Source organism: Holophagales bacterium, from assembly GCA_016719485.1.
Lineage (GTDB): Bacteria > Acidobacteriota > Thermoanaerobaculia > UBA5066 > UBA5066 > UBA5066.
The window spans coordinates 97501-122101 of record JADJZB010000030.1 but is presented as its reverse complement, the minus strand read 5'-3'; the positions used below and the strand labels follow the sequence as shown (position 1 = coordinate 122101).

24 protein-coding genes and 1 pseudogene are annotated in these 24601 nt (G+C 71.0%); 6 read left to right on the top strand and 19 right to left on the bottom strand.

Annotation, left to right across the window (positions count from 1 at the left end; genetic code table 11):
* Positions 1–3 precede the first annotated feature (3 nt).
* The 10 genes from IPN03_22150 to IPN03_22105 all read right to left on the bottom strand — a co-directional run bounded on the left by IPN03_22150 (position 4) and on the right by IPN03_22105 (position 8769).
* A complete protein-coding gene (locus tag IPN03_22150) occupies positions 4–1896 on the bottom strand; it encodes a molybdopterin-dependent oxidoreductase (GenBank protein MBK9376345.1) in 1893 nt (630 codons plus the stop codon).
* A 10-nt stretch (positions 1897–1906) separates the two neighbouring features.
* Positions 1907–2485, bottom strand: a complete 579-nt coding sequence (locus IPN03_22145; protein ID MBK9376344.1) for a cytochrome c3 family protein — start codon at positions 2483–2485, stop codon at positions 1907–1909.
* Entirely contained in the window at positions 2482–3429 is a 948-nt protein-coding gene (locus IPN03_22140) for a hypothetical protein (protein ID MBK9376343.1), read from the bottom strand. Before IPN03_22140 ends, IPN03_22145 begins: the two co-directional genes overlap by 4 nt.
* Before the next feature lie 25 nt (positions 3430–3454).
* Positions 3455–3706 (bottom strand): hypothetical protein, encoded by a 252-nt coding sequence (locus IPN03_22135; GenBank protein MBK9376342.1) that lies wholly within the window; start codon positions 3704–3706, stop codon positions 3455–3457.
* Positions 3707–3930: 224 nt separating this feature from the next.
* Positions 3931–5265: an ABC transporter permease gene (locus IPN03_22130; GenBank protein MBK9376341.1), complete on the bottom strand. Its 1335-nt coding sequence runs from the start codon at positions 5263–5265 to the stop codon at positions 3931–3933.
* The gene (locus IPN03_22125; GenBank protein ID MBK9376340.1) at positions 5262–6176 is read right to left on the bottom strand and encodes an ATP-binding cassette domain-containing protein; all 915 of its coding nucleotides are present in this window, start codon (positions 6174–6176) and stop codon (positions 5262–5264) included. The genes IPN03_22130 and IPN03_22125 overlap by 4 nt, the downstream gene beginning before the upstream one ends.
* Before the next feature lie 52 nt (positions 6177–6228).
* Positions 6229–6642, bottom strand: coding sequence for a globin (locus IPN03_22120; GenBank protein MBK9376339.1), 414 nt, complete (start codon positions 6640–6642; stop codon positions 6229–6231).
* 103 nt (positions 6643–6745) lie between these two features.
* On the bottom strand, positions 6746–7618 hold the full coding sequence (locus tag IPN03_22115; GenBank protein ID MBK9376338.1) for a CoA ester lyase: 873 nt from the start codon (positions 7616–7618) through the stop codon (positions 6746–6748).
* Positions 7615–8061 carry a thioesterase family protein gene (locus IPN03_22110; protein MBK9376337.1) on the bottom strand — a complete coding sequence of 149 codons (447 nt, stop codon included), beginning with the start codon at positions 8059–8061 and terminating at the stop codon, positions 7615–7617. The genes IPN03_22115 and IPN03_22110 overlap by 4 nt, the downstream gene beginning before the upstream one ends.
* Before the next feature lie 45 nt (positions 8062–8106).
* The gene (locus IPN03_22105) at positions 8107–8769 is read right to left on the bottom strand and encodes a heme-binding protein (GenBank protein MBK9376336.1); all 663 of its coding nucleotides are present in this window, start codon (positions 8767–8769) and stop codon (positions 8107–8109) included.
* A gap of 56 nt (positions 8770–8825) precedes the next feature.
* On the opposite strand from IPN03_22105, the gene IPN03_22100 reads away from it, so the two are divergent.
* A complete protein-coding gene (locus IPN03_22100; protein ID MBK9376335.1) occupies positions 8826–9107 on the top strand; it encodes a hypothetical protein in 282 nt (93 codons plus the stop codon).
* Between the two features lie 27 nt (positions 9108–9134).
* Here the strand turns inward: IPN03_22100 and leuD are convergent, their stop codons facing one another.
* The 9 genes and pseudogenes from leuD to IPN03_22055 form a co-directional block, all read right to left on the bottom strand.
* A complete protein-coding gene (gene leuD, locus IPN03_22095; GenBank protein ID MBK9376334.1) occupies positions 9135–9635 on the bottom strand; it encodes a 3-isopropylmalate dehydratase small subunit in 501 nt (166 codons plus the stop codon).
* Between the two features lies 1 nt (position 9636).
* Entirely contained in the window at positions 9637–10926 is a 1290-nt protein-coding gene (locus tag IPN03_22090; GenBank protein ID MBK9376333.1) for a 3-isopropylmalate dehydratase large subunit, read from the bottom strand.
* Between the two features lie 10 nt (positions 10927–10936).
* A pseudogene (locus IPN03_22085) lies at positions 10937–12135 on the bottom strand (CoA transferase).
* Positions 12132–13070, bottom strand: coding sequence for a hydroxymethylglutaryl-CoA lyase (locus IPN03_22080; protein ID MBK9376332.1), 939 nt, complete (start codon positions 13068–13070; stop codon positions 12132–12134). The pseudogene IPN03_22085 and the gene IPN03_22080 overlap by 4 nt, the downstream one beginning before the upstream one ends.
* 1 nt (position 13071) lies before the next feature.
* Positions 13072–14190, bottom strand: coding sequence for an isocitrate/isopropylmalate dehydrogenase family protein (locus IPN03_22075; protein ID MBK9376331.1), 1119 nt, complete (start codon positions 14188–14190; stop codon positions 13072–13074).
* A 52-nt stretch (positions 14191–14242) separates the two neighbouring features.
* A complete protein-coding gene (locus IPN03_22070; GenBank protein ID MBK9376330.1) occupies positions 14243–16600 on the bottom strand; it encodes a response regulator in 2358 nt (785 codons plus the stop codon).
* Positions 16597–17181: a hypothetical protein gene (locus IPN03_22065; GenBank protein MBK9376329.1), complete on the bottom strand. Its 585-nt coding sequence runs from the start codon at positions 17179–17181 to the stop codon at positions 16597–16599. Before IPN03_22065 ends, IPN03_22070 begins: the two co-directional genes overlap by 4 nt.
* A gap of 12 nt (positions 17182–17193) precedes the next feature.
* Positions 17194–18480 carry a flavodoxin-dependent (E)-4-hydroxy-3-methylbut-2-enyl-diphosphate synthase gene (gene ispG, locus IPN03_22060; GenBank protein MBK9376328.1) on the bottom strand — a complete coding sequence of 429 codons (1287 nt, stop codon included), beginning with the start codon at positions 18478–18480 and terminating at the stop codon, positions 17194–17196.
* Positions 18481–18599: 119 nt separating this feature from the next.
* Complete coding sequence (locus tag IPN03_22055; GenBank protein ID MBK9376327.1) at positions 18600–19373, bottom strand: methyltransferase domain-containing protein; 774 nt, start codon at positions 19371–19373, stop codon at positions 18600–18602.
* A gap of 38 nt (positions 19374–19411) precedes the next feature.
* Between IPN03_22055 and IPN03_22050 the strand changes: the two genes are divergently transcribed.
* The 5 genes from IPN03_22050 (at position 19412) to IPN03_22030 (ending at position 24288) form a co-directional block, all read left to right on the top strand.
* Positions 19412–20515 (top strand): saccharopine dehydrogenase NADP-binding domain-containing protein, encoded by a 1104-nt coding sequence (locus tag IPN03_22050; GenBank protein ID MBK9376326.1) that lies wholly within the window; start codon positions 19412–19414, stop codon positions 20513–20515.
* An 89-nt stretch (positions 20516–20604) separates the two neighbouring features.
* The gene (locus tag IPN03_22045) at positions 20605–21024 is read left to right on the top strand and encodes a CoA-binding protein (protein ID MBK9376325.1); all 420 of its coding nucleotides are present in this window, start codon (positions 20605–20607) and stop codon (positions 21022–21024) included.
* Between the two features lie 75 nt (positions 21025–21099).
* Positions 21100–22536, top strand: coding sequence for an amidophosphoribosyltransferase (locus tag IPN03_22040; protein ID MBK9376324.1), 1437 nt, complete (start codon positions 21100–21102; stop codon positions 22534–22536).
* Between the two features lie 112 nt (positions 22537–22648).
* Positions 22649–23632: a phosphoribosylformylglycinamidine cyclo-ligase gene (locus IPN03_22035; GenBank protein MBK9376323.1), complete on the top strand. Its 984-nt coding sequence runs from the start codon at positions 22649–22651 to the stop codon at positions 23630–23632.
* A 5-nt stretch (positions 23633–23637) separates the two neighbouring features.
* Positions 23638–24288 carry a phosphoribosylglycinamide formyltransferase gene (locus IPN03_22030; protein MBK9376322.1) on the top strand — a complete coding sequence of 217 codons (651 nt, stop codon included), beginning with the start codon at positions 23638–23640 and terminating at the stop codon, positions 24286–24288.
* The last annotated feature ends 313 nt before the right edge of the window (positions 24289–24601 follow it).

The window sequence follows — 24601 nt, the reverse complement described above, 5'->3', positions numbered from 1 at the left end:
ACGTTACGCCCTGGCGGCAGTGGTGGCCGCGGCGGCGGGCGGGGTGAAGAGTGCCGTCTCGCGGGTCAGTTTCGTGAGGAGGAGCGACGGGGGCGCCGCCGAGAGCGCCTCCCGAGGGAGGGACGCGGGGAGTGCCGGAACGCTCGAAGGAGCTCCGAGAGCGGCCTCGAGGAGGCGCGCCGCCTCGCCGTCCCTGAGGAGGGCGAAGCGCCCCTTCGGCTCGGGGGTCGCGTCGTCGACCCAGCACGCGCCGCGGGCGAAGAGCTCGCCGAGAGCGTTCGTATCCGCGACGTCACCCGTCGCGACGAACGTGGCCGCCGCCGGGTCGAAGAGACGGCCGCGCCTGGCCGCGAGAAGCGCGTCCGCACGTGAGCCAGGGGCGGGAGCCGGAAGGGAGAGCCCCGCGGCCGCGGTCGCCTCGCGCAGGATCTCCTCCCCGGGAACGAGGTTCTTCGGGGGAGAGAGGAGGGCGGGGGCGAACGCGAAGGTCGCGAAGGGTGCGTCGACCGGCCCGTCCAGCTCGATCGACTCCTCGAGCGGCGCCGGGCCTGGGATGAGGAGCGTCGCCTTCTCGCCGAGGCCGGCGCGGAACGGAGAGAGGCTCACGACGAGGGCGTCGCTCGCGAGGGCCCGCTCGAGGCGCGCCCACGGCACCAGCCCCTCGGCCACCGTCGCGTCGAGGAGGAGGAGCCCGACGGAGCCGTCGGGGAGCGCGTCGAGAGAGGTGGCGGCGGCGAGCTTCGCGTCGCCATCCGTCGCGCGGGGTGCGTCGCCGCGCACCGGGAGCGCGGCGAACGGGGCGCCGAGGAGGAGGTTCAGGGCGGCGATCGCCGCCTCGGCTTCCCCGGAGAGGGGTGCGGCCGCCGGGTCGCCACCGAGGACGAGCGCCGGGCGGTTCGTGGCGAGGTCGCGCGCGAGCGCGGTGACGACTCCGGCCTGAGCGCCGGTCTTCTGCTCGACGAGGGCGGGCGCGAAGCGCGCCGCGAGGGCCGCGAAGTCGGCGAGGCCCGTCGTCCGCGCGTCGAGGAACGCCGCGTCGGCGAGCTTCTCGTCGAGGAGAACGTGCGCGAGGCCGAGCGCGAAGGCGGCCTCGGTCCCGGGGGCGATCGGGATGTACCGGTCGGCGAGGGCGGCGCTGCGGCCGCGCGTCGCCTCGACCTGGATCACCTCGATCCTCTCGGCGGCCGGACGGCGGCGGCTCTCGGCGCGCAGGCGCGCGAGGAGGCCGGGCGTCCCGGCGTCGGTGAGGACCGGCGTTCCGAAGGAGACGACGCGGCGGGCCTTCGAGAAGTCGACGCCGAGTGCGAGGGCACCGCCGTCGAACCGCTTCGCGAGCGTCTCGAGCGAGAGGGCGGCCCCGGCCGCGGGGGGCGTGACGTAGAGGCCGCCGGTCGCCGCCGCGAGAGCCCGGTAGGTGCGCGAGAGGGTCCGGCCGGGGCGGCCGTCGACGACGGCAAACGTGCGCTTTTCCCTGCCGCACGCGGCGAGGGCGGCCGAGAGGGCCGCCACCGCGTCGGCGCGGTCGATCCGTTCGCGCTTCCCGCCCGAGACGCGCTCGGGGTGGGTGGCACGGAGCGGGTGTTTTGCGAGGTGGTGGGCCGTCAGGCCGAGCGGACAGAGGCCGCCGTCGCTCGCCGGGTGTCCGGGGACGGCCGCGAAGCCGACCGGCTGCGCCCCGAAGCAGCGTGCCTTCAGGCCGCAGGAAGCGGGGCAGAGAGCGCACGACGTGAAGCGGAACGCGAGCGGCCCGGCGGGTCGCGGCGTCGGCGTCGGCGGCTGCTGCGTCCAGATCGAGAGGTCGTCGAGGAGCTTCCAGGGGACCGGCGAGAGGGCGATTCCGGCGACGGCGCCTCCACCGGCGAGGAAGAGGTCACGGCGGGAGAGCTCGAGCTTCATGCCGTCCCCTTCACTTGTGGCAGTCGAGGCAGGCGCTCTCGCGTCCGCCCGCGCGGTGGCACTGGATGCAGTCGGACATCTTCATTCCCTGCCCGTCTTTCGGGCCGACCCTCGCCAGAGATGGGCCCCAGATGTCGCGCGAGTACCCGGACAACCGGTTCACCGCGTACGTCCGCGTCGCGGTCGACGCACCGTGGGGGCCGTGGCAGCGCGCGCACGCGAGCTTGTCGCCCGTCACGTGCGGCGCGTGGGGGAAGTAGACGTTGTCGGGCTGGCGGGCGTGGACGAGCCACGGCACTTCGCGTCCCGGCTCCACGTAGCTGGCGACGAGCGCGTTGATCCCCGCGTTGTCGCCCTTCTCGGCGTGGCAGCCGGCGCACGCCTCGGTGGTCGGAAGACCGGTGAAGCGGCCGTTCTCGGCCGTCGCGTGGCAGTCGGTGCAGCCCATGCCGCCTTCGGTGTGGACCTTGTGGTTGAACGGCAGGGGTTGCGCCTCGGTCTTGTAGAGGAGGCGGGGAAAGAGGAGCCAGCCTGCCGCGAGTGCGGGAACGAGGCCGACGGCGAACGAGACGGGGGCCGGTAGTTTCAAGAGAACCTCTCTTCGTCGGTGGCGGTGGAGAGGAGAAGGTGGGAGAGGCGGAGCGCTTCCTCGTGCGGGAGCGTCCGGATGAGACCCGGGGCGGGAAGGCCGCCGTCGGCGGCGAGACGGGCGCCCCAGATCCGCTCCGAGGCCGCTTCGGCGAGGCCGCGGAGACGAAGCCCCTCGCGGCGCATCCACGCCGTGGCGGCGTCGCCGCGCAGGAGGCCGTCGGTGAGCTTGGTGTGGCCGCTCGGAAGGGAGGCGCGATCGCGGACGATCCCCTCGAAGAGCCAGCCCAGGCCGTAGGGGTCGCGGGCGAGTCGGGCCGGGTCGGCGCGGAGCGCGCCGTTCACGCCGGTGATGAGGACGGGATTGGGAAAGGAGACGGTGAGGTCGACGTCGCGGACGGTCAGGACGGCGGCAGGCCGCTCCAGACCCTTCGTCGTCACGAACTGGACCCTGTCGATCCCGCCGAGCGTCCGGGCGAGGAAGGCGTCGACGCCGATGTGGCAGACGCCGTCGGACGCCACGGCGAGCCAGGTGTGGCTCGGTGCGAACCAGAGCCAGGTCGGAACGGGGATGCCGTCGGCGTCGTCGGAGCGCGGGGCGGGCTCGCCCGTCTCCGGCGTGGGAGCGGAGGTCCTCGCGAGGGCGAGGTAGAGGTCGCAGTAGCGGTGGGACTCGCTGCCGCAGCGGGAAAAGGCCTGATCGCTCCAGGGGATGAACTTCGTCACGGGAGCGGAAGAGCAGTACTGGACGAGCGACTCGGCGTGGAACGGGCAGGAGCCTGCGCTCGGGTGCTCCTCGGTCAGCTCGCGGGCCGCGAAGCAGTCGCGCCACGCCGCCGAGCCGCAGCGATCGTCGGCGGCATGGCCGCTCCGGACGATCTGCTTGCGAAACGGGGAGGCCTGGCACGACTGGACGTGTGCCTCGCGGAGGAAGGGGCAACGCACGGCTCGCTCCTCTTCGGCCCTCGGGCTACTTCTCCGTCTCCTTCGCCTTCTCCTCGTCCGCGTCGATCTTCTCGCCGCCGTCGGCCATCGTGAGGCCGAGCTCGGGGATGAAGGCGGAGTGCGGATCGAGGGAGTGGACGGTGACGCGGCTCTTCGCGCGCTCGCCGAGCTCGCGGACGGCCGTCCAGGCGAGGACGCCGATTCCGGCAAGGGTGGCGAGGCCCAGTCCGGCGTTCGTCAGGTTGAGCCAGAGGATCTCGGTGTCGGTGGGCTGCATGGGAAACCTCCTCGCGTCGGGATTTCCCTCGCGGGGGAACCGGCGCACACGTGGAGCTGCATGAGGCGTGCCCACGGCGACCCCGACCGACGGAGGGCGGCCAAGTCGTGCAGAAGGAGAGTCTTAAGGCGACGCGCGGGAATCGGGCGTTCGCTCCGGCCTTCGTTCCGTGCCGGAAATCCCGACGGCCGCGCCGGACTTCCCGACGCGGCCGTTCGCGGACCTCACGCGGCCTTCAGCCAGCGCCAGAGCTCGGGAATGGTCGGTCGCTTTCCGGTGGCCAGGAGGCCGGCCCGGAAGATCTTCGCGGTCGCCTTCAGGAGGAATGCGATCGTCGCGACCGAGAGGACGAGGGAAAGGGCCACCTGCCACGCCGGCGGCTCCGAGACGAGGATCCGGATGAACATCGTCATCGGCGTGTAGATCGGGACGAGGGAGAGGACGACCGAGAGGTTCGAGTCGGGATTCGACAGGATCGGCATCATCAGGAACCACGGGACCATGAAGACGATCATCACCGGGGTCAGGACCTGCTGCGCCTCCTTCTCCGAGCTGACGATCGACCCGCCCGCGGCGTAGGCGCCGACCGTGACGAGGTACGAGAGGACGAAGAAGACGACGAACCAGACCGCGACCGCCGGACGGAGGACGGCCGAGAGGTCGAGCCCGGCTGTCTGCGCCTCCGAGAGGCCCGACCCGAGAAGGAGGCCGGCCATCGTCATCCAGACGGCGATCTGCGTCAGGCCGACGGCGGCCATCCCGAGGATCTTCCCGGAGAGGAGCTCCATCGGCGTCATCGACGAGACGAGGATCTCGACGACGCGGTCCGTCTTCTCCTGGATGACGCCCCGCATCACCTCCTGCCCGTAGACGAGCGACGGGATGAAAAGGAGCGCCATGAAGACCATCGCGACGAGGAAATTGCCCTCGCCTCCAGTCCGCTCCTGGCCCGACTTCGTCACCTGGACCGTCCGGACCGGGAGCGGTGCGAGGAGGAGCTCCACCTCGGACGGTTCCATACCCCTGGCCGCGAGCCGCTCCCGCTGGAGCGCACGGTTCACGACGCGCCCGAGACTCTCCTGCGCGAGGAGGTCGACGGCGGAGCGGCTGAAGTAGGTGAGGCTCGTGACCGGGCGCTCGAAGGCGTCGGCCGGGACGAGCAGGACGCCGTCGAGGAGCTGGTCCTTCGGCGTGCCTTCCCCGGCAAGGCGGGCGAGATACGGGCCGACCGCGTTCTTCGGGTCGACGCCGAAGAGGTTGACGTATTCGGGGACGATCCTTCCCGTCGGTGCCCCCCCGCGTCCCGCGCTCCCGCCCCGCGCGAAGGGAGTCAGGCCTTCCGGTGACTTCCTCTCGAGGACGGCGACGATGCTGCCGAGCCGGCCCGTGCCGTCGAGGATCGCCACCCGCCGCTCTCCCATACCCTTCACGGCGAGAAGGGCGGGCACGATCATGAGCGCCGCCAGCAGGAACGGCGCGAGGACGGTCATGACGAGGAACGACGGCTTGCGCACCGTCTCGCGGTACTCGCGCTTCAGGACGGCCCAGAGCTTCCTCACGCCGCCACCTCCGCCGGGGTCCCGCCGACCGCCTCGAGGAAGACCTCCTCGAGCGACGGCGCGACGACCTCGAACCTGAGGATACGCAGCCGTCCCACCGCCGCGGCGAGCAGCTCCTGGGGGTCGGCGCTCGCCTGGAGGCGGAGCTCGGCGCGGTTCGTGTCGACCCGGGCCGAGCCGACGCCCGGCAGCTGGGAGAGGAACGCCCCGTCCCCCTCGAACTCGACGTGGACCGCGTCCCTCCCGCCGGAAGCCTTCACCTCGGCGAGGGATCCGGCCTTCACGACCCTGCCGTCGTGAACGAGGACGATCTCGTCGCAGAGCTTCTCTGCCTCGCCCATCTGGTGCGTCGAGAGGAGGATCGCCTTTCCGTCCGCCGCGAGCTCCTGGAGCAGGCGTCGCACGAGGACGACGTTCACCGGGTCGAGGCCGGATCCGGGCTCGTCGAGAATGACGAGGTCGGGGTCGAAGAGGAGGGCGCCGGCGAGCTGGACCTTCTGCTGGTTCCCCTTCGAGAGCTCCTCCACCTTGCCGTCCCGCTTCTCCCAGAGCTCGAATCGCCTCAGCCATTTCTCGGCGGCCGGCCGCATGGCGGCGGGGGAGCGCCCCTTGATCTCGGCGAGGAAGAGGAGGTGGTCGAGGACGCGCATCTTCCGGTAGAGGCCGCGCTCCTCGGGCAGGTAGCCGAGCCGGTCGCGCGCTTCGGCGACGCCGGCTCCGAAGAGCTCGACGCGGCCCCGGTCGGGGTGGAGGACGCCGGTGATCATCCGGAGGGTCGTCGTCTTCCCGGCGCCGTTGCGGCCGAGGAGGCCGGTGATGCGCCCCGCGGCGACCTCGAAGGAGACGCCGTCGACGGCCTTCACCTTCCCGTAGTGCTTCACGACGTCGAGGACGGAGAGGACTTGGCTCACGGCGCGGGATCTTACGCACCCCGGGGACCCGGGGCGCGCGGATTCCGGAGCCTCAGGAGTTGTAGCGCGAGCAGAGGTAGCTGATGCCGACGCCCATGACGGCCTCCCACGCCTGCTCGACGTCCTCCGACCAGCCCGCGTCGCACGCCTTGACGGTCTTCAGGAGGTTGTCGAGCCAGAGGTCGTAGAGCTCGGCTCCGATCCGCAGCTGGCGCGCGCCGTGTCTTTCGGCGAGAGGGGCGAGCCAGATCGCCGGTCCGTTCTCCTCGTCGCGGGCGGCGTTCAGCATCGTGTCGAACGACGCACGCAGCATCTGTTTCTGCCTGTCGAAGTCGGTCCCCGCGAACTTCTCGCGCACCTTGGGGGACGAGCCGAGGAAGTTCCCGTAGAAGATGTCGAGGAAATCCGGATCCGCCATGCAGCGCCCGAGGCTCTCTTCGAACTTCCTGAGCGTTCCGGAATCCATCTGATTGTTTCCCTCGGGCGGGATCGTAACCGCAGAGTCCATTCCCAGCGCAGGGAAACGGCGGCTCCGGCCCCGGGGCGGGAGCGCGCAGCGTCGCCTCTCGTCAGGCGGGCCCCGTCGCCGCGACCGCGTCTGCGAGGGTGACGAGCCGTTCGGCCTCGAGCGCGTGGAGCTCCTCGACGAGGTGGCCGTCGAAGACCGCGACGCCGCTCCCCGCGGCCCGGGCCGCGCGCCAGGCCGCGAGCAGCCGACGCGCCGCCTCGACCTCGACCGGGTCGGGGGCGAAGAGGCGGTTCGCGGCCTCGATCGTCCGGGGGTGAATCAGCGTCTTCCCGTCGAACCCGAGGTCGCGCCCCTGCCGGCACGAGGCCGCGAAGCCGCTCTCGTCGTCGAGGGCGAGGTGAACGCCGTCGAGCACCCAGAGGCCGTGGGCGCGGGCCGCCAGGACGATGGCCGAGAGGGCGAAAAGGAGCGGCTCCCGGCCGGGAACGTGCCGGGCGCGCAGCTCCTTCGCCAGGTCGGACGTCCCCGCGACGAGGCCGGCGACGGCCGGGTGCGCCCCCGCGAGGACACCGCAGGCGAGGACGCCCCGGGGCGTCTCGATCGTCAGCCAGAGGGGGAGGCCGGGCGGCGCGCCCGGGCCCGCGAGGAGGGTGGCCGCGGCCAGCACGTCCTCCGGCGATTCGACTTTCGGCAGGACGAGCCCGTCGGCACCGGCCCGGGCCAGAGCGGAGACGTCGGCCCCGAACCACTCCGTGCCGCGCGCGTTGACGCGAACGAGGACCTCCCGGGGGGCGAAGCCCCCCTCGGCGAGCGCCGCGACGACTGTGGCGCGCGCCGCCTCCTTCGCCTCGGGCGCGACGGAGTCCTCGAGGTCGAGGATCAGCCCGTCGCACGGCAGCGTTCTCGACTTCGCCAGCGCTCTCGGGTTGGACCCCGGGACGTAGAGAAAGGATCGGCGCGGCCGAATCGTCACGCGCCGCTCGCGGTCCCGACGCCGGGGCGCGTCTCTCCCGCCGCCTCCGCCTTGGCCTTCCAGCGTTTCTCGAACTTCGCGAGGTCCACGGCGCCTCGGACGTGCGTCCCCTCGCCCACCTTCTCGACGCCGTCGTGGGCGACGACCTCGAACGTCGCCGTCCGCTCCGTCGCCGAGACGAGCTTCGCCGTCGCCGTCACGGTCATCCCGAGCGGCGTCGCCGCGAGGTGCGAGACGCTCACCTGCGCCCCGACGGTGGCCCACCCCTCGGGCAGGTAAGGCTTCAGGACGTCCGCCGCAGCGACCTCCATGAGGTAGATCAGGAACGGCGTTCCGAAGACCGGCGGCATCCCTTCGGCCCAGTGGCCGACGGTGAGGTCTTCCGTCACGACGAGCGAGCGGGAGGCGGTGGCGCCGGGAGGGACGATCGCGGCGAGATCCATGCCGCGGATGTTAGGCCGGGAGGGATCGCCGATCGACCTGGCGCCTCAGCGGACCGCGACCGTCTTCGGACTGCCCTGCAGGGGCACGAGCACCTCGTTCTTCCGGAGGAACCACGGTGTCCAGGGTGGGTCGTAGCGCGCGTAGACCGGCGGGCCGGAGGGGACGAAGCCGGCCGCGTCGAGCCTGCCGAGGAGCTCCCTGGCGACGGCGTCGAAGCGCTCGGCTCCCCACGTACCGCTGAACGTCACGGCGGCCACGCGCCTCGCAGGGACCTCCCGGAGAGTGACGCGCGGGTCGTTCGGCCTCGGCAGGGTCGCCATCGTGTGCTCGGCGGGCATGATGAACGCGACGGTCCACCCCTCTCCCGTCTTCTCCTGCGCCACCGGTGCGGTCATGGCGATCTTCGTCCCGTCGCGCGGGCCGGGGCTCCGCTCCTGGGCGACGGGGGCGGTCATGGCGATCTTCCGGCCGCCGTCGTTGCCGCCGAAGATGTAGCCGGCCACCCGCCGGAATCCCTCGTTCCCACCCTCGCCGAACTCCCCCGGAACGAGGGTCTCGGCGACGACCTGGGGTTCGTAGAGGCGCACTTCGAAGCCGTCTCTCGTCTCGAGGACACGGTGTTTCGGTTCTTCGGTCGCCATCGCCACCTCCGCGGCCGGCGCGAGGAGGAGAAGGGCGAGGGTCGCGGCGAGCCGTGTCGATCTCATCGCCTTCTCTACGCCGCCGCCGGCCCGGCGGACGCTCCCGCCGTAGACTTCCCGCCGTGACCACGTTCGGCATCGTCCTCATCGTCGGGGTTCCCCTTCTCGTCCTCCTCGTGGTCCTCGAGGGGAAGAGGCAGGCGCGGATCTACGGCAGGCCGAGCGCCCGTCCCAACCTCGCCGGCGCCGGCCTCCTGGAGCTGCAGAAGCACCTCCAGGCCGACCGGCGGGTCGAGACGCTCGTGGAGCAGGTGAAGGACGAGGCGGGGGAGACGCGGGAGGACGGATCGGGGGAAGGGCCGCGGACCGGAAGGGGCGCCCGTTCGGGCGCCCCTTCGACCTGAAGCCTGGTTCTCGGCGCCGAGCCGACCTCAGCCCATCGCCTGCGCCTTGAGCATCCGCTTGCGCGTGAAGGCGATGAGCCCGCCGGCATCGATGATCGCCTGCCGCGCGGGGGGGAGCGGGACGACGTCCCACGACTTCCCGCTGGTCTTGTTGACGACCTTCGGCCCCTCGACGACGACCTCGTCGCCTTCCGAAGCCTCGACGCCGGGCGCCGTGATGATGTTGAGCCCGAGGTTGATCGCGTTCTGGAGAAAGATCCGGGAGATGTCGCTGGCGACGATCGTCAGCTCCCACCCCTTGAGGCAGGAGACGGCCTGCTCGCGCGAGGAGCCGCAGCCGAAGTTCTTCCCGCCCACGAGGACGGAGCCGGGCGGGACCAGCTTCGCGTTCAGCTTGTTGTTGAGCGCCGGGTCGTTCGCGAAGGCGAACTGGGGCGTCTCGGTGGGGAGGACGGTGGCCATGTAGCGGCCCGGGTAGATGACGTCGGTGGAGACGTCGTCCCCGACGACGAATGCGACCTTGCCCATGTCAGTTCCCCTTCCGCGGGTCGGCCAGGACGCCCGCGACGGCCGAAGCGGCCGCGACGGCGGGCGAGCAGAGGTAGACCTCCGACTTCGGGTTCCCCATCCGCCCCTTGAAGTTGCGGTTCGTGGTGGAGACGGCGACCTCGTTGTCGCCGAGCGCCCCCTCGTGGACGCCGAGGCACGGGCCGCAGCCGGCGTTCATGACGACGGCGCCCGCCCTCATGAAGTCGGAGACGTAGCCCCGGTCGAGCGCCTCCTGGAAGACGCGGCCCGAGGCGGGGAAGACGAGCATCCGCGTCCCCTGGGCGACCTTCTTGCCGCGGATGATGTTCGCGGCGGCCTCGAGGTCGTCGATCCGCCCGTTCGTGCAGGAGCCGATGACGACCTGGTGGACCTTCACCCCGGCGACCTCGGAGATCGCCTTGACGTTGTCGACCGTGTGCGGGCAGGCGATCTGCGGTTCGAGGGTCGAGACGTCGATCGTGACGACCCGCTCGTAGACGGCGTCGGCGTCGGGGACGACCGGCTCGATCGGGTCGGTGACGCCCGCCTCCTCGCGCAGGTAGCGGATCGTCTCCGCGTCGGCCGGGACGATGCCCGACGTGGCGCCCGCCTCGACCGACATGTTGCAGACGGCGAGGCGCCCGGAGGTCGACATCTTCCGCATCGTCTCGCCGTGGAACTCGAGGACGCGGAAGTTGGCGCCCTGGGCCGTGAGCTTTCCGACGACGTGGAGGATCAGGTCCTTCGGGCCGACGTGCGGGCCGAACTCGCCGTTCACCTCGATCTTGATCGTCGTCGGAACCTCGATGTTGAGGGCGACGCCGAGCGTCCAGACGGAGGCCATCTCGGTGGCGCCGATGCCGAACGAGAAGGCGCCGAGGGCGCCGTGGCTCGTCGTGTGGGAGTCGGTGCCGACGACGACCTGCCCGGGCCTCACGTAGCCGTACTCGGGGAGGATCTGGTGGCAGATGCCGCCGACGTCGCCGCGGATGTCGTGGAAGCGGGAGATCCGGTGCGCGTCGACGAACTCGCGGATCTTCTTCTGGTTCGACGCGGTCTTCGGCGACTCGGCCGGGACGCGGTGGTCGAAGATGATCGCGATCTTCGAGACGTCCCAGGGGTGGGCGGTGACCCCGGTTCCCTCGTAGATCTCGAGGAACTGGTTGATGACGAGCGCGGCGTTCTCGTGGCTCATCGCCACGTCGACGCGCGGCTCGACGACGTCCCCGGCGCTGACGGCGGGGAGGCCCGCGGCGCGCGCCAGGATCTTCTCGACGACGGTCTTGCCCATGGAGGTCTCCTTACACGACTCCCTCGGCCTTGAGGCGCGCCACGTCGTCCGTGGCGTAGCCGATCCGGCCGAGGATCTCTGCAGTGTGCGCGCCGAGGCGCGGGGGGGGCGCGTCGATCGACCCGGGGGTCTTCTCGAGCTTCGCCGTGAGGTTGAAGAGGGGGAGGGTCCGATCCCGGGAGTCTCGACGTTCTCGAGGGTCTTCCGGTGGACGACCTGCGGCTGCTTCAGCGCGGCCTCGAGCGAGAGGATGTCGCCCGACGGGACGTCCTTCGCGTTGAGGAGGTCGACCCACTCGGAAGTGGGCTTCTCCCCGAGCTTCGCCTCGAGGAGGGGCGTCAGCGCGTGTCGGTTCTTCTTCCGCGTGTCGCGCTCGGCGAACCTCGGGTCCGCCTTCAGCTCCGGGACGCCGAGGACGTCGCAGACCGACTCCCACTGCTCCTGCTTGTTCGCGGCGATGTTCACGAAGCCGTCCTGCGTCCGGAACGTCCCCGACGGGGCGGCGGTGAAGTTGTCGTTGCCGATGGCGACCGGGGACTGCCCCCCGATGAGGAGGTTCGCGGCGACCCACCCCATGAGCGGCATGATCGAGTCGAGGAGGGCGACGTCGATCGACTGCCCCTCGCCCGTCCGCTCGCGGTGGTAGAGCGCGGCCAGGATCGCGAAGGCGGCGTTCATCCCGCCGACGGTGTCGCAGACGGGGAAGCCGGCCCGGAGCGGGTGGAGCCGCTCGTCGCCGTTGACGTCCATCTCGCCCGAGAGCCCCTGGATGATCTGGTCGTAGGCGGGCTTGTCGGCGTCGGGGCCGTCCTGGCCGAAGCCGGAGATGGCGCAGTAGACGAGCCGCGGGTTGATCTCGCGGAGCGTCTCCCAGCCGACGCCGAGGCGCTTCATGACGCCCGGGCGGAAGTTCTCGACGACGACGTCGGCCGTCGCCGCGAGCTTCTTGAAGATCTCCTTCGCCTCGGGCTTCTTGAGGTTCAGCGTGAGCGACTTCTTGTTCGCGTTCTGCGCGAGGAAGCTCGTCCCCATCAGCTCCTTGTTGAGCTTCGGGACGTTGCCGAGCTTGCGCGCCAGGTCGCCGTCGGTCGGGTTCTCGACCTTGATCACCTCGGCGCCGAGGAGGGCGAGGTGGAGCGTCGCGAACGGCCCCGAGAGGACGTTCGTCAGGTCGAGGACGACGACGCCCTCGAGGGCCTTCTTCGTCATGCCGGGGTCTCCTGTTTTCGAAGCTGCGGGGCGGGGCCGGTCCGGTGGACGCGGCCGGGCATCTCGCGGCCGAAGAACGTCGCGACGTCGCGGGCGACCTCGATGAGGCGCGCGAGGTCGACGTCGGTCCGCTGACCGTTCCGCTGGAGGGTGTGGACGAGGTCCTCCGTCGCGACGTTGCCGGCGGCGACCTTCGTGAAGGGGCAGCCGCCGAGGCCGGCGAAGGAGGATTCGAGGGAGACGGCGCCGGCGCGCAGGGCGGCGTACACGTTCGCCATGCCGGCGCCGTAGGTGTCGTGGAGGTGGCAGGCCGCCTCGATTCCGGGGTGGAGCGCGAGGAGCTTTCCGTAGAGGCGTTCCACCTGCTCGGGGTAGGCGTGTCCCGCCGTGTCGGCGAGGGCGATCGTCAGGAGCCCGGCGTCGACGTAGGCACGGGCGATGTCGAGGACCTTCTCTTCGGAGACGACGCCTTCGAAGCCGCAGCCGAACGCCGACTGGACCGACACCTGGACCTTGCGGCCCGCTTCGACCGCTTTCCTCGCCGTCGCGACGATCCGCACCGTGGCCTCGGCGGTGCCCATGCCGGTGTTCTTCCGGCTGTGGGTCTCGGAGGCCGAGACGCCGAGGCAGACCATCTCGACGCCGCACGCGAGCGCCCGGTCGAGGCCCTTCTCGTTGAGGACGAGGCCCGAGTAGACCGCCTGCCCCTTCCGCTCGGCCCCCGGCGCCGTGAGTCGCCGGAAGAGCGCGTCGGTGTCGGCCATCTGCGGGACCTTCTCCGGGTGGACGAAGGAGCCGACCTGGACGACGTCGAGGCCCGCTTCGCAGAGCGCGTGGATCCAGCTGAGCTTCGTCTCCGTCGGGACGACCGTCGTCTCGACCTGGAGCCCGTCGCGGGGCCCCACCTCGTGCAGGACGATACCGCGATGGGTCACGTCAGAGCGCCCGGGCGACCGCCTCGCCCAGCTCGAGCGTGGTGGCCGAGCCGCCCATGTCGTAGGTGCGGACCTTCCCCTCGGCGATGACCTTGGCGACGGCGGCCTCGAGGCGGACGCCCTTCTCCTTCTCGCCGAGGAAGTCGAGCATCATCTTCGCGGCGAGGATCGTGGCGATCGGGTTCACCTTGTTCTGGCCGGCGTACTTCGGTGCCGAGCCGTGGCTCGGCTCGAAGACGCCGAGCTTCGTCCCGATGTTCCCCGAGCAGCCGAAGCCGAGGCCGCCGACCATCTGGGCCGCCAGGTCCGAGATGATGTCGCCGTAGAGGTTCGGGGCGACGAGGACGTCGTAGCTCATCGGGTTCTTCAGGAGCCACATGCAGATCGCGTCGATGTTCGCGTCGTCGACGGCGATCTCCGGGAAATCGGCCGCAACCTTCTTCGCTTCCTCGAAGAAGAGGCCGTCCGTCGCGCGGACGACGTTCGCCTTGTGGACGATCGTCACCTTCTTCCGGCCGAACTTCCGGGCGAACTCGAAGGCGGCGCGAACGATCCGCTCCGAGCCCTTCCGCGTGTTGATCTTGCACGAGACGGCGTACTGGTCCCCCGGCAGGCCGGCGAAGTGGCCGAACGGCTTGCTGAGGGCGCTGAGCGTCGTGGCGAGCGCGTCGGGGACGGGCGAGAACTCGACGCCGGCGTAGAGGTCCTCGGTGTTCTCGCGGAAGATGACGAGGTCGATCGCCTCCTTGAAGTTGAGAGGGTTGCCCGGGTAGGCCTTGCAGGGCCTGAGGCAGATGTAGAGGTCGAACATCTGCCTCATCCGGACGATCGGCGAGCGGTAGGTGAGCCCCTTGCCCTTCAGCTCGGGGACGAGCTCCTGCTCGGCGGCCTTCACCGGTTTGGAGGTGATGGCCCCGAACATGGCGGCATCGGACGCCTTCAGGAGGTCGACGGTGCGCTGGGGGAACGATTCCCCTTCCGAGCACCAGAACTCCCAGCCGATGTCGCCGTGGGTGTAGACGGCGTCGAGCTTCAGGGCGTCGAGCGTGATGCGGGCGGCCTCCATGACCTCGTTGCCCACCCCGTCTCCCGGCAGCCATGCGATCTTGTACGCGCTCATCGGAATCCGCTCCCCGCGCGCGCCCTCGGGGGGCGCCTGCGCATCGGAGAGTCTATCTCTGCGCCGGGCCTTCGCCGCCTGCGAGCACCTCGAGGAGGACGGCCGCCTCGTCCTTCAGGGACGGCAGGAAACGTGCGGCCTCGTCGAGCCCGCCGGGTTCGGCCGAGAGCTTCTCCATCTGCGCGCAGAGAGCCTCCACGCGGGCGCCTCCCAGGGAGGAGGCGCTCGACTTGAGGCTGTGGGCTGCGCGCCGGAACGACTCGGCGTCGGCCGCCGTCGCGGACCGCTCCATCTCCTCGATCCGGAGCGGCGTGTCGCGGCTGAAGATCTCGAGGAGCGACGCGAGGAAGGCCTCCTCGCCCGGCCGCTCCAGCTTCTTCAGCGTCTCCATTGGGCCGGGGACGAGGACGGGGAGGGCATTGGCCGGCGGGATCCGCCGCGTCCTGCGCGGTGCCCGTCGCAGGGCCGCGGCCAGGTCCTCGACCCGGACGGGCTTCGAGAGGTAGTCGTTCATCCCGGCCGCGAGGCACTTCTCCGGGTCGCCGGTCATCGCGCTGGCCGTCACGGCGACGATCCAGGGACCCTTCTCGCCCGGGCCGAGGGCCCGGATCCGCCGGGTCGCTTCGAAACCGTCCATCTCGGGCATCTGGACGTCCATCAGGACGACGTCGTAGCTCTCCCGGCGGACGGCTTCGAGGGCCTCGCGGCCCGTCACGGCGACGTCGGCGGCGTAGCCCATCCGGGAGAGGTAGGACAGCGCGACCTTCTGGTTCACCACGTTGTCCTCGGCGAGGAGTATCCGCAGCGGGTGCGTCCGGGCCAGGTCGCTCGGGAGAGTCGGGGCGGAGCTCCTGCGCCGCCGCCGGCTGACGCTGTCGTCGCGAAGCCCTGCAAGGGCGGAAGCGAGAGAGCGGGGTCTCACGGGGCGGGCGAGGGCCGCGACGAAGGTGCCGCGGGTCCCGCCGGCCCGCCGGCCCCGGGACGTGACGAGCAGGAGCGGAAGCTCGTCCGCGTCGCGGCTCAGCCGTATCGCCTCGGCCAGGCGACGGCCGTCGAGCTCCGGCATCTCCTCGTCCAGCAGGCCGACGTCGAACGGCTCCCCGGCCTCGACCCAGGAAAGCGCCTCCTGCGGCGAGGCGGTGGCGCGGACCACCATCCCCCACGACGAGAGCGTTTCCGAGAGCGTCTCCCTCGATCCCGGGGCGTCGTCGACGAGCAGGACCCTCTGCCCCACGAGGCGGCCCACGCCGGGGATCGCCTCGCTGATGGCGGGCGGCGGCCCGATGGCCGCGACGAACGTGACACGGAACGTCGAGCCCAGGGACGGGTCGCTCGAAACGCTGATTCCTCCGCCCATCCTCTCGGCGAGGCCCTTGCAGATCGCCAGACCCAGACCCGTCCCGCCGAACCGGCGGGTCGTCGATGGATCGACCTGGCTGAAGCTCTGGAACAGGAGATCGAGGCGCTTCCTGGGGATGCCGATCCCGGTGTCACGCACGAGGATCTCGACCTCCCGCTTCTGGTCGGCCGTCTGTTTCGAGGAAGCCCTGAGGACGATCTCGCCGCTGGGGGTGAACTTCACGGCGTTCGAGAGGAGGTTGAGGAGGATCTGCCGGACGCGGGTCACATCGCCCTCGAGGGTCGCGGGAACGGAGGGCTCGATGCGGAAGGAGAGGTCGACGCCCTTGGCCGCCGCGGCCGGCGCGACGAGGTCGAAGGAGTCCTCCACGGCGTCCCGGAGCGAGAAGGGGCGGCTCTCCAGCTCGAGCCTCTCGGACTCCATCTTCGAGAAATCGAGGACGTCGTTCAGGAGTGTCAGGAGAGTGTCGCCGCTCGTCCGGATCGTCTCGACGTAGTCCTGCTGCTCCGGCGTCAGCGACGTCTCCAGGAGGAGGCCCGCCATGCCGATGACCGCGTTCATCGGCGTCCGGATCTCGTGGCTGATGTTGGCGAGGAACTCTGTCTTCGCCCGGCTCGCCGCCTCCGCCGCGTCGCGCGCGGCCGTCAGCTCTTCCTCGACGCGCTTGCGCCCGCTGATGTCGGTCGAGATCGAAACGAAGCCGTCGACCGCGCCGCCCCGCAGGAGGATCGACGTTCTCAATGCGACCCAGAGGACCTCCCCCTGCTTCGTCACGTTGAGGATGTCCCCCTGGAAGCCTCCGGCCCGCGTCGCCGCGGTGATCTTCTCGACGAGACCGGGTGGGTTCACGTCGCCGAGGAAGAGCCGCCACGGCTTTCCGAGGAGCTCGTCGCGGGTCCAGCCGGAGCGGGCGAGGACGGCCTCGTTGACCCAGGTGAGCTTTCCTTCGACGTCCGTCACGAGGACGAAGTCGCCGATGGTCCGCGCGACGTGCTCGAGAAGGGCGAAGTCTCCCTCGGGGGCGTACGAACCGCCCGGGCCGGGTTTCACCAGGCGAGCTCGAAGACGCAGGCCGGGGCGCCGTCGGCCGCGCAGGCGGTGTGGCGGACGACGATGGGGCCGGGGGCGTGCAGGAGGCGGAGCGCCTCCTGGTAGTAGCCCCGGCCCGAGATGCAGTAGACGGGCGAAAATGCCGACGTGTTCTCGATCCGAACCCGTCCCGAGCTGTCGCCGAGCCGCTCGTAGGCCGATCGGCCGAACGTCTGGAACTGGTGGTGCAGGACGGTCATCCGCTCGAAGAACCGGTGGGGCTCGCCGCTGATGAAGCCCTTGTAGACGCCCGTCAGGTTGAGCGCGGCCGAGTGGCGGCCGAGGGCGAGCCAGGTCTCTTCCGGGTCGGGGCCGGCAGCGGCGGCGATCGCCCGGTCCAGCTCGATGAGGGCCGAGAAGGGGACCCAGTCGGTGGGAAGGACGGGCCTGGACAGGAGCGCGAGGACGGGGGCCGAAAGGCCCTGCTTCACGGTCTCGAATCCTGGACCGAAGCGGTTCGCCGCCCAGCTCAGGTGAGCCCGGAGCATCGTCCCTTTCACCGACGCCTTGTCGTCGAACCGGTCGGGAGAAGGTCCGCTCATGACGCGTGGAGGTTATCGCGATCCGGGGGAGGCGGCACCCGTGGCGGCGTCCGGCCCGCGGTTGCCGGGCTCCCGTCTCGGGTACCTGGTCGCGACGTAGTCGTCGACGAGAGCGCGGAAAGCCTCGGAGAGCTCCTCGGGGGAGCCCTTCAGCGTCGTGAACTTCTGCCCGTCGACGTACACCGGGCAGCTCGGCGCCTCGCCGGTGCCGGGGAGGCTGATGCCGATGCTGGCGGCCTTGGACTCGCCCGGGCCGTTCACGATGCACCCCATGACGGCGAGGGTCATCCGCTCGACCCCCTCCCTCTCGACCTTCCAGCGCGGCATCTGGTCGCGCACGTAGCCCTGGATCCGCTCGGCCAGCTCCTGGAACGTCGTCGACGTCGTCCTCCCGCAGCCGGGGCAGGCGGTGACGCTCGGGGCGAAGGCGCGGATGCCGAGCGACTGGAGGAGCTCGCACGCGGCATACACCTCCTCGCGCCGGTCGCCGCCGGGGCGAGGTGTGAGGGAGACGCGGATCGTGTCGCCGATCCCCTCCGCGAGGAGGACCCCCATCGCCGCGGACGACCAGACGAGCCCCTTCGTCCCCATCCCCGCCTCGGTCAGGCCGAGGTGGAGCGGCTGGGCGGTCCTGCCGGCGAGGTCGCGGTAGAGGGAGATCAGCTCGCGCGGACGCGACACCTTGCAGGAGATGACGATCTGCTCCCTCGCGAGACCGCATTCGAGGGCGAGCTCCGTCGACTGCAGCGCCGAGAGGACCATGCACTCGTTCAGGATCTCCTCGGAGCTCCTGCCGAGGTCCCGGTCGGTGTTCTCCTGCATCTTCGAGAGGACGAGCTCCTGGTTCAGGGAGCCGCCGTTGACGCCGATCCGCACCGCCTTGCCGTTCTCGCGGGCGATCGCGCAGATCGTGGCGAACTGCTCGTCGCGCCTCCGGCCGGTGCCGACGTTGCCGGGGTTGATCCGGTACTTGTCGAGAGTCCGGGCCATCTCCGGGTAGGCCGTCAGGAGCGTGTGGCCGTTGTAGTGGAAGTCGCCGATGAGGGGAACGTCGCAACCCTCGGCGTCGAGCCGCCGGCGGATCTCGGGGACCGCGGCGGCCGCCTCGGGGAGATTCACCGTGATCCGGACGAGCTCGGAGCCTGCCCGGGCCAGCTCGAGGCACTGCTTCGTCGTGGCGGCCACGTCGGCCGTGTCGGTCGACGTCATCGACTGCACGACGACGGGCGCCCCGCCGCCGATCGTCACCTTTCCGACCCTGACCGCCACCGTCTCGTGGCGCCGGACGCTCGTCGTCACGGAAGACCTCCCGCGGGGCCAGCCCCGCCCGCCAGGGTGACGTTAGCAGAGGGTCCGTCGCCCCCGGTCCGGAAGGGGACCGCCGGGAGGCTCGCCGGCGGTTCCCGAGAAGGCCCCCTTCACAGCGCCGCGTGCATCAGGACGCGCTTGAACGTGAAGAAGTACGGCTGCTCGTGGGCGAGGCGGGGAAGGAGGCGGCGGCGATAGGTCTCGAGGAACTGCTCGTACAGCCGGGGGACGAGGCGCGACTGGTACTCGGTGAGGATCGACCCCTTCACCCACTCCACGACGCTCTCGGGCGATTCGAGGAGGTGGCCGTACACCACGAGCTTTACGGACTGCCGGGAGAAGCCGAGGCGGTGGAAGAGGGTGGCGTACGCCTCCACCGGAAGGAGGTTGTTCGGGAGGACGTACCCGCCGAGGGCTTCGGCGAACGGCTCCTCGCGGGCCACCTCCCGGGCGGTGACGTGCGTCGGGTGGTCCTGGTTCGCGGGGAGGTGGACGGCCATCTGCCCGCCCGGCGCCAGGAGCGCGGCGAGTCGCGGCCAGAGCTCCTCGTGCCCCTCGACGAAGTGGAGCGCGGCATTGGAGAAGACGAGGTCGAAAGGACCGTCCGGGACGAACGACTCGACCGTTCCCTTCTCGAACCGGAGCCCGGGTGCGGCGAAGGCGGCGCTCTTCTCGAGCATCCTCGCCGAGCGGTCGAGCGCCAGCGTCTCCCGGCAGCCGAGCCGCTCGTGGAGCTGCCGGGTCAGCTCCCCCGTGCCGCAGCCGAGGTCGACGGCACGCATTCCAGGGCGGGTCTCGACGAGGTCGAGGAGGTCGAAGAAGGGGGCGCTCCTCTCGCGCAGGAACTTCGCGTACTGGCCCGGATCCCACGTGTCGGCGGTCATGCTCCCGATCGTAGCGGACGGCGTACCATCGGACGCCCGTGTCTGCTGCCAAGAAGCGACTCCTCCTCTACGGCGCCAACGGCTACACGGGGCGGCTCATCCTCGACGCCGCCCTCGCCCGGGGCCTCTCCGTGACGATCGCGGGCCGGCGCCCCGGGGCGATCGAGCCCCTCGCCAGCGAGCGCGGGGTCCCGTTCGAGGCGTTCGGGCTCGACGAGGCGCCGCGGCGCCTCGCGGAGCGATTCTCGCGGTTCGGCGCGGTCCTCCTGGCCGCGGGCCCCTTCTCGAGGACGAGCGCCCCGGTCCTGGCGGCCTGCCTGAAGGCGCGGGTTCCCTATCTCGACATCACGGGGGAGATCGGCGTCTTCGAGTCGGTTTTCGCGCGGCACACCGAGGCGGTGAAAGCGGGCGTCGTCCTCCTCCCCGGCGTCGGGTTCGACGTCGTCCCCTCCGACTGCCTCGCGGCGTCGCTCGCAATGGCGCTTCCCGGCGCGGTCCGCCTCCAGCTCGCCTTCCGCGGGTTCGGGATCTCGGCCGGAACGGCCCGGACGATGATCGAGGGGCTTCCGAAAGGCGGCGCGGCCCGCATCGACGGAAAGCTCGTCTCCGTGCCCGTGGCGTGGAAGGCGAGGACGATCCCGTTTCCCGACAGACCACGGTACGCCGTGACGATTCCCTGGGGAGACCTCTCCACCGCCTACCGCTCCACCGGGATCCCGAACATCGAAACCTACATGGCGATGGCTCCGGCGCACGTCTCGGTGCTTCGGTGGAGCCGGTCGCTGCTCCCGCTGGCCGGGTTCGGCCCCTTGCAGGCCCTCCTTTCGGCCTGGGCGAAGAAGGGGATCGCCGGGCCGACAGACGCGGAGAGGGCCCGCGAGCGTTCGCTCCTCTGGGGCCGGGTCGAGGACCGGGAGGGGCGTGCGGTGGAGGGAACGGTCGAGACGCTCGAGGGCTACACGCTCACCGCCGAGACCGCCGTTCTCGCGGCGGAGCGGGTCCTTCGCGGGGGCGTGAAGCCGGGGGCGTGGACGCCCTCGAAGGCCCTGGGACCCGGCTTCATCGAAGACGTCCGGGATACGAAGCTGACGGTCCCGACGCGGGCCGACGGCGGGCGGCCGGGGAACAAGCCGGGCGCGTGAAAGGGCTGAAGCCCGGGCGCGTCCCTGCCGGGGACACGTGTCGCAGAATGCGGCCGGGCCGCTCGCAGCGGCCCGCCAGGAGGTTTCCGATGACCCGACCCGACCCGCACCCGCCGGAGGTCTTCGAGCAGCTTCGCCGACGCGGCCCCGAGACCCGGATCGCCGTCGTCGGTGCGAGCAACGACCCTGCCAAGTACGGGAACATCATCGTGAGATACCTCGCGGCGAAGGGGTACACCGTCCTCCCGGTGAATCCGCGACAGCCCGAGATTGCCGGCATTCCCGCATTCCCGAACCTCGCGGCGGTCCCGCCGCCGATCCACATCGTGAACGTCGTCACCCATCCCGACGTCACGATGGGGGTCCTCGAGGAGGCCTCCCGGCTCGGCCTTCCCGCGGTCTGGCTCCAGGACGGGAGCTACGACGAGGCGGTCCTCGAGGCCGCCGCCCGGGCCCCGTTCAAGACGGTGCACGAGGCCTGCATCATGGTCGCGAGCAACTTCGCATGAGGCTCCCCTGCCCGCGCCGGGGAGAGGCGAGGCCGGGCGGATAAACTCCGACGCGTGAGCGAACAGCCAGAGGCGATCGAAACGGACGGGTTCCGCGAGGAGTGCGGGGTCTTCGGGATCTACGGGCACCCCGACGCCGCCAACCTGACCTACCTCGGCCTCTACGCCCTCCAGCACAGGGGGCAGGAGGCGGGCGGGATCGCCGCCTGGAACGGGAAGCGGATCGTGTTCGAGAGAGGGATGGGCTACGTGGCCGACCTCTTCGACGAGGCCCGCCTCGCGCGTCTGCCGGGACGGTCGGCCGTGGGGCACGTCCGCTACTCGACGGCCGGCGGATCGCTCCTGGAGAACGCCCAGCCGATCGTCTACAACACGAACAAGGGGCCGCTGGCCATCGCCCACAACGGCAACCTCGTGAACGCCGACGAGCTGCGGGCCGAGCTGGAGGCGGAGGGGTCGATCTTCACGACGACCTCCGACACCGAGGTCCTCCTGCACCTGATGGCCCGCTCGAGGGCGGAGAGCCTCGTCGAGGCGCTCCGCGACACTCTGGCCCGCGTCCGGGGGGCGTACTCGATCGTCCTCCTCGCCGGGGAGAAGGTCCTCGCGGCGCGCGACCCGCAGGGCTTCCGGCCGCTCACGATCGGCCGCCTCGGCGACGCCTGGCTCGTCGCCTCCGAAACCTGCGCCTTCGACCTCCTCGACGCCGAGCCGCTGCGCGACGTCGAGCCGGGTGAGATCGTCATCCTCGACGCCGGCGGCGTCGCCTCCTCGTCCTTCGCGATGGGGCGGCGGACCGCGTTCTGCATCTTCGAGCACGTCTATTTCGCCCGCCCCGACTCGACCGTCTTCCACAGGTCGGTCGCCGAGTCGCGACGCGCGTTCGGGAGGCGGCTGGCGCGCGAGCACGCCGTCGCGGCGGACGTCGTCGTCCCCGTTCCCGACTCCGGGATCTTCGCCGCCCTCGGCTACGCGGAGGAGAGCGGCATCCCGTACGGCATGGGCCTCGTGAGGAACCACTACGTCGGACGGACCTTCATCGAGCCGAAGCAGTCGATCCGGAACTTCGGCGTCAAGGTCAAGCTGAATCCCGTCCGGTCGGTCGTCGGCGGAAAGCGGATCGTCCTCGTCGACGACTCCATCGTCCGTGGGACGACGTCGAAGAAGCTCGTCAGACTCCTGAAGTCGGCCGGGGCCACCGAGGTCCACATGCGGATCTCCTCTCCCCCGACGACGAACCCCTGCCACTACGGGATCGACACCCCCCAGCGCCGGGAGCTCATCGCGGCCACGAAGGAGCTCGAGGAGATCCAGGCCTTCATCGAGGCCGACTCGCTCGGGTACCTGTCGCTCGACGGGATGCTCCAGGCCTTCGGGAAGGGAGAGGGCGAGACGTGCGCCGCGTGCTTCTCGGGTCGCTACCCGGTCCCCTTCGTCGCGGCTCTGGAGCAGCAGCCGCTCTTCGGCGAGGACGACGTCCACGCGCCCGCGGGACGCGACGGGAAGCGCTGATACCATCGTGCCGCCCCGCCGGAGGCCCGGCGGAACCCCTGCGAGGAGGCGCGCCATCCCGAACGACACGCCGCTCACCTACGCCGCCGCAGGCGTCGACATCGACGCGAAGATGGCGGCCGTCGCCCGCGCGAAGGAAGCGATCCGCTCGACGTTCACTCCCGGCGTCGTCGGCGACGTGGGGGGCTTCGGAGGACTCTTCCGGCCCGACTTCGCGGGGATGGAAGACCCGCTCCTCGTCGCCTCGGCGGACGGCGTCGGCACGAAGATCCGCGTGGCCATCGCCGCCGGCGTGCACGGCACCGTGGGGCAGGACATCGTCAACCACTGCGTCGACGACATCCTCGTACAGGGGGCCAGGCCCCTCTTCTTCCTCGACTACGTGGCCACCGGACGGATGCGCCGGGAGGTGATCGCGGAGGTCATCGGGGGCGTCGCGGCCGCGTGCCGCGAGAACGGCTGCGCTCTCCTCGGCGGCGAGACGGCCGAGATGCCGGGGATGTACGCCGACGGCGATTACGACCTCGCCGGGACGATCGTCGGGGTCGTCGACCGGCCGAAGCTCCTCGACGGCTCGCGCGTCGTCGAGGGAGACATCCTCCTGGGCCTCGCTTCCTCGGGCCTTCACACGAACGGCTACTCCCTTGCCCGGATGCTCTTTTTCGAGCGGCTCGGCCTGTCACCGCACGACCGCGTCGCCGAGCTCGGAACGACCGTCGCCGAGGCCCTTCTCGCGGTGCACCGGAGCTACCTGAAACCGCTCCTGCCGCTGGTTCAGGACGGGCTCCTCTCCGCCCTCTCGCACGTCACCGGAGGCGGCTTTCCCGACAACCTCCCGCGCGTTCTCCCCGAAGGCCTTCGGGCCGTCGTGGAGCCCGGGGGATGGGAATGGCCGGCTCTCTTCCGGTTCATTCGCGACAAGGGGAGCGTGGCGGAGGACGAAATGCTCCGGGTCTTCAACTGCGGTGTCGGGATGGTCCTCTTCGTCGCCCCCGCCCACCTTGCCGAGGTCACGCTCCGGCTCGCACAGGCGGGCGAGACGGTCCTCGCGGTCGGCAGGGTCGAGAGCGGTCCTCGCGGCGTCCGCTTCGCGTGACGGCCTTGGAGGGCGCCCCGTACGTCGCGCCCGTCCCCTGGTTCGCGCTCCCGGCGCGGCTCGCGGTCCTGCTCTCGGGTCGCGGCTCGAACTTCGAGGCCCTGTCGGACGCGTGCGCGCGCGGCGACCTGCCCGCGCAGATCGTTCTCGTCCTCGCGGACCGGGCGGACGCCGCGGGCCTCGAGAAGGCCCGTGCGCGAGGCCTTCGGGCGCAGCTCGAGCAGCGGCGTCCGGGTGAACCGCGTGCCGCCTACGAAGAGCGCCTGGCCGTGCATCTCGTCGCCGCGGGTACGGACCTCGTCTGCCTCGCGGGGTTCATGCGCGTCCTCTCTCCCGCCTTCGTCGCCCGCTTCGAGCGGCGGATCGTGAACGTCCACCCCTCACTCCTGCCGGCCTTTCCCGGCCTCCAGGCCCAGGAGCAGGCGCTCGAGCACGGTGTGAAGGTGGCGGGCGCGACGGTCCATCTCGTCGACGCGGGCACCGACACGGGGCCGATCGCGGGCCAGGAAGCCGTAGCGGTCCTCCCGGGCGACGACGTCCAGAGCCTCTCGGCCCGCATCCTCGCTGCCGAGCACCGTCTCTATCCCGCCACGATCGACCGTCTCCTTGCGGGGGGCTGGGCCGTCTCTGGCCGCCGTCTGACCTTTCCGGCCTGAGTCCGCTCGGCGGGAGGCCCGGGCTCGAAGCGGGCTTTCCGTTCCGTCGCTTCCGATGGAAATCCCACTTTGGTGGGATTGCGACGGCGTTCGCTTCCCCCTTACCCTCCGGAGCAGAACATCAGGGTGGAAATGTGCGGCGGTGGAACCCCTTGTCCCGGAGAGGGATAAGGGGTCCTTTTCCCGTGCTCCGGCGTCCGAGGCCAACGACCATGGGTCCACATCCGGCCGGTCGGAGAGCGCCCTTGAACGAGCGGCCGCCTCCTCACTCGGATCGCCCGCCCGAGGAAACCGATCTTTTTCGAGCTTCACG

Excerpts from the sequence above, each read along its gene's own strand:
- IPN03_22150 (MBK9376345.1), bottom strand. The coding sequence starts at position 1,896 with ATGAAGCTCGAGCTCTCCCGCCGTGACCTCTTCCTCGCCGGTGGAGGC.
- IPN03_22135 (MBK9376342.1), bottom strand. The coding sequence starts at position 3,706 with ATGCAGCCCACCGACACCGAGATCCTCTGGCTCAACCTGACGAACGCC.
- IPN03_22120 (MBK9376339.1), bottom strand. The coding sequence starts at position 6,642 with ATGGATTCCGGAACGCTCAGGAAGTTCGAAGAGAGCCTCGGGCGCTGC.
- IPN03_22110 (MBK9376337.1), bottom strand. The coding sequence starts at position 8,061 with ATGGATCTCGCCGCGATCGTCCCTCCCGGCGCCACCGCCTCCCGCTCG.
- IPN03_22105 (MBK9376336.1), bottom strand. The coding sequence starts at position 8,769 with ATGAGATCGACACGGCTCGCCGCGACCCTCGCCCTTCTCCTCCTCGCG.
- leuD (MBK9376334.1), bottom strand. The coding sequence starts at position 9,635 with ATGGGCAAGGTCGCATTCGTCGTCGGGGACGACGTCTCCACCGACGTC.
- IPN03_22090 (MBK9376333.1), bottom strand. The coding sequence starts at position 10,926 with ATGGGCAAGACCGTCGTCGAGAAGATCCTGGCGCGCGCCGCGGGCCTC.
- IPN03_22075 (MBK9376331.1), bottom strand. The coding sequence starts at position 14,190 with ATGAGCGCGTACAAGATCGCATGGCTGCCGGGAGACGGGGTGGGCAAC.
- IPN03_22065 (MBK9376329.1), bottom strand. The coding sequence starts at position 17,181 with ATGAGCGGACCTTCTCCCGACCGGTTCGACGACAAGGCGTCGGTGAAA.
- IPN03_22055 (MBK9376327.1), bottom strand. The coding sequence starts at position 19,373 with ATGACCGCCGACACGTGGGATCCGGGCCAGTACGCGAAGTTCCTGCGC.
- IPN03_22045 (MBK9376325.1), top strand. The coding sequence starts at position 20,605 with ATGACCCGACCCGACCCGCACCCGCCGGAGGTCTTCGAGCAGCTTCGC.
- IPN03_22035 (MBK9376323.1), top strand. The coding sequence starts at position 22,649 with ATGGCGGCCGTCGCCCGCGCGAAGGAAGCGATCCGCTCGACGTTCACT.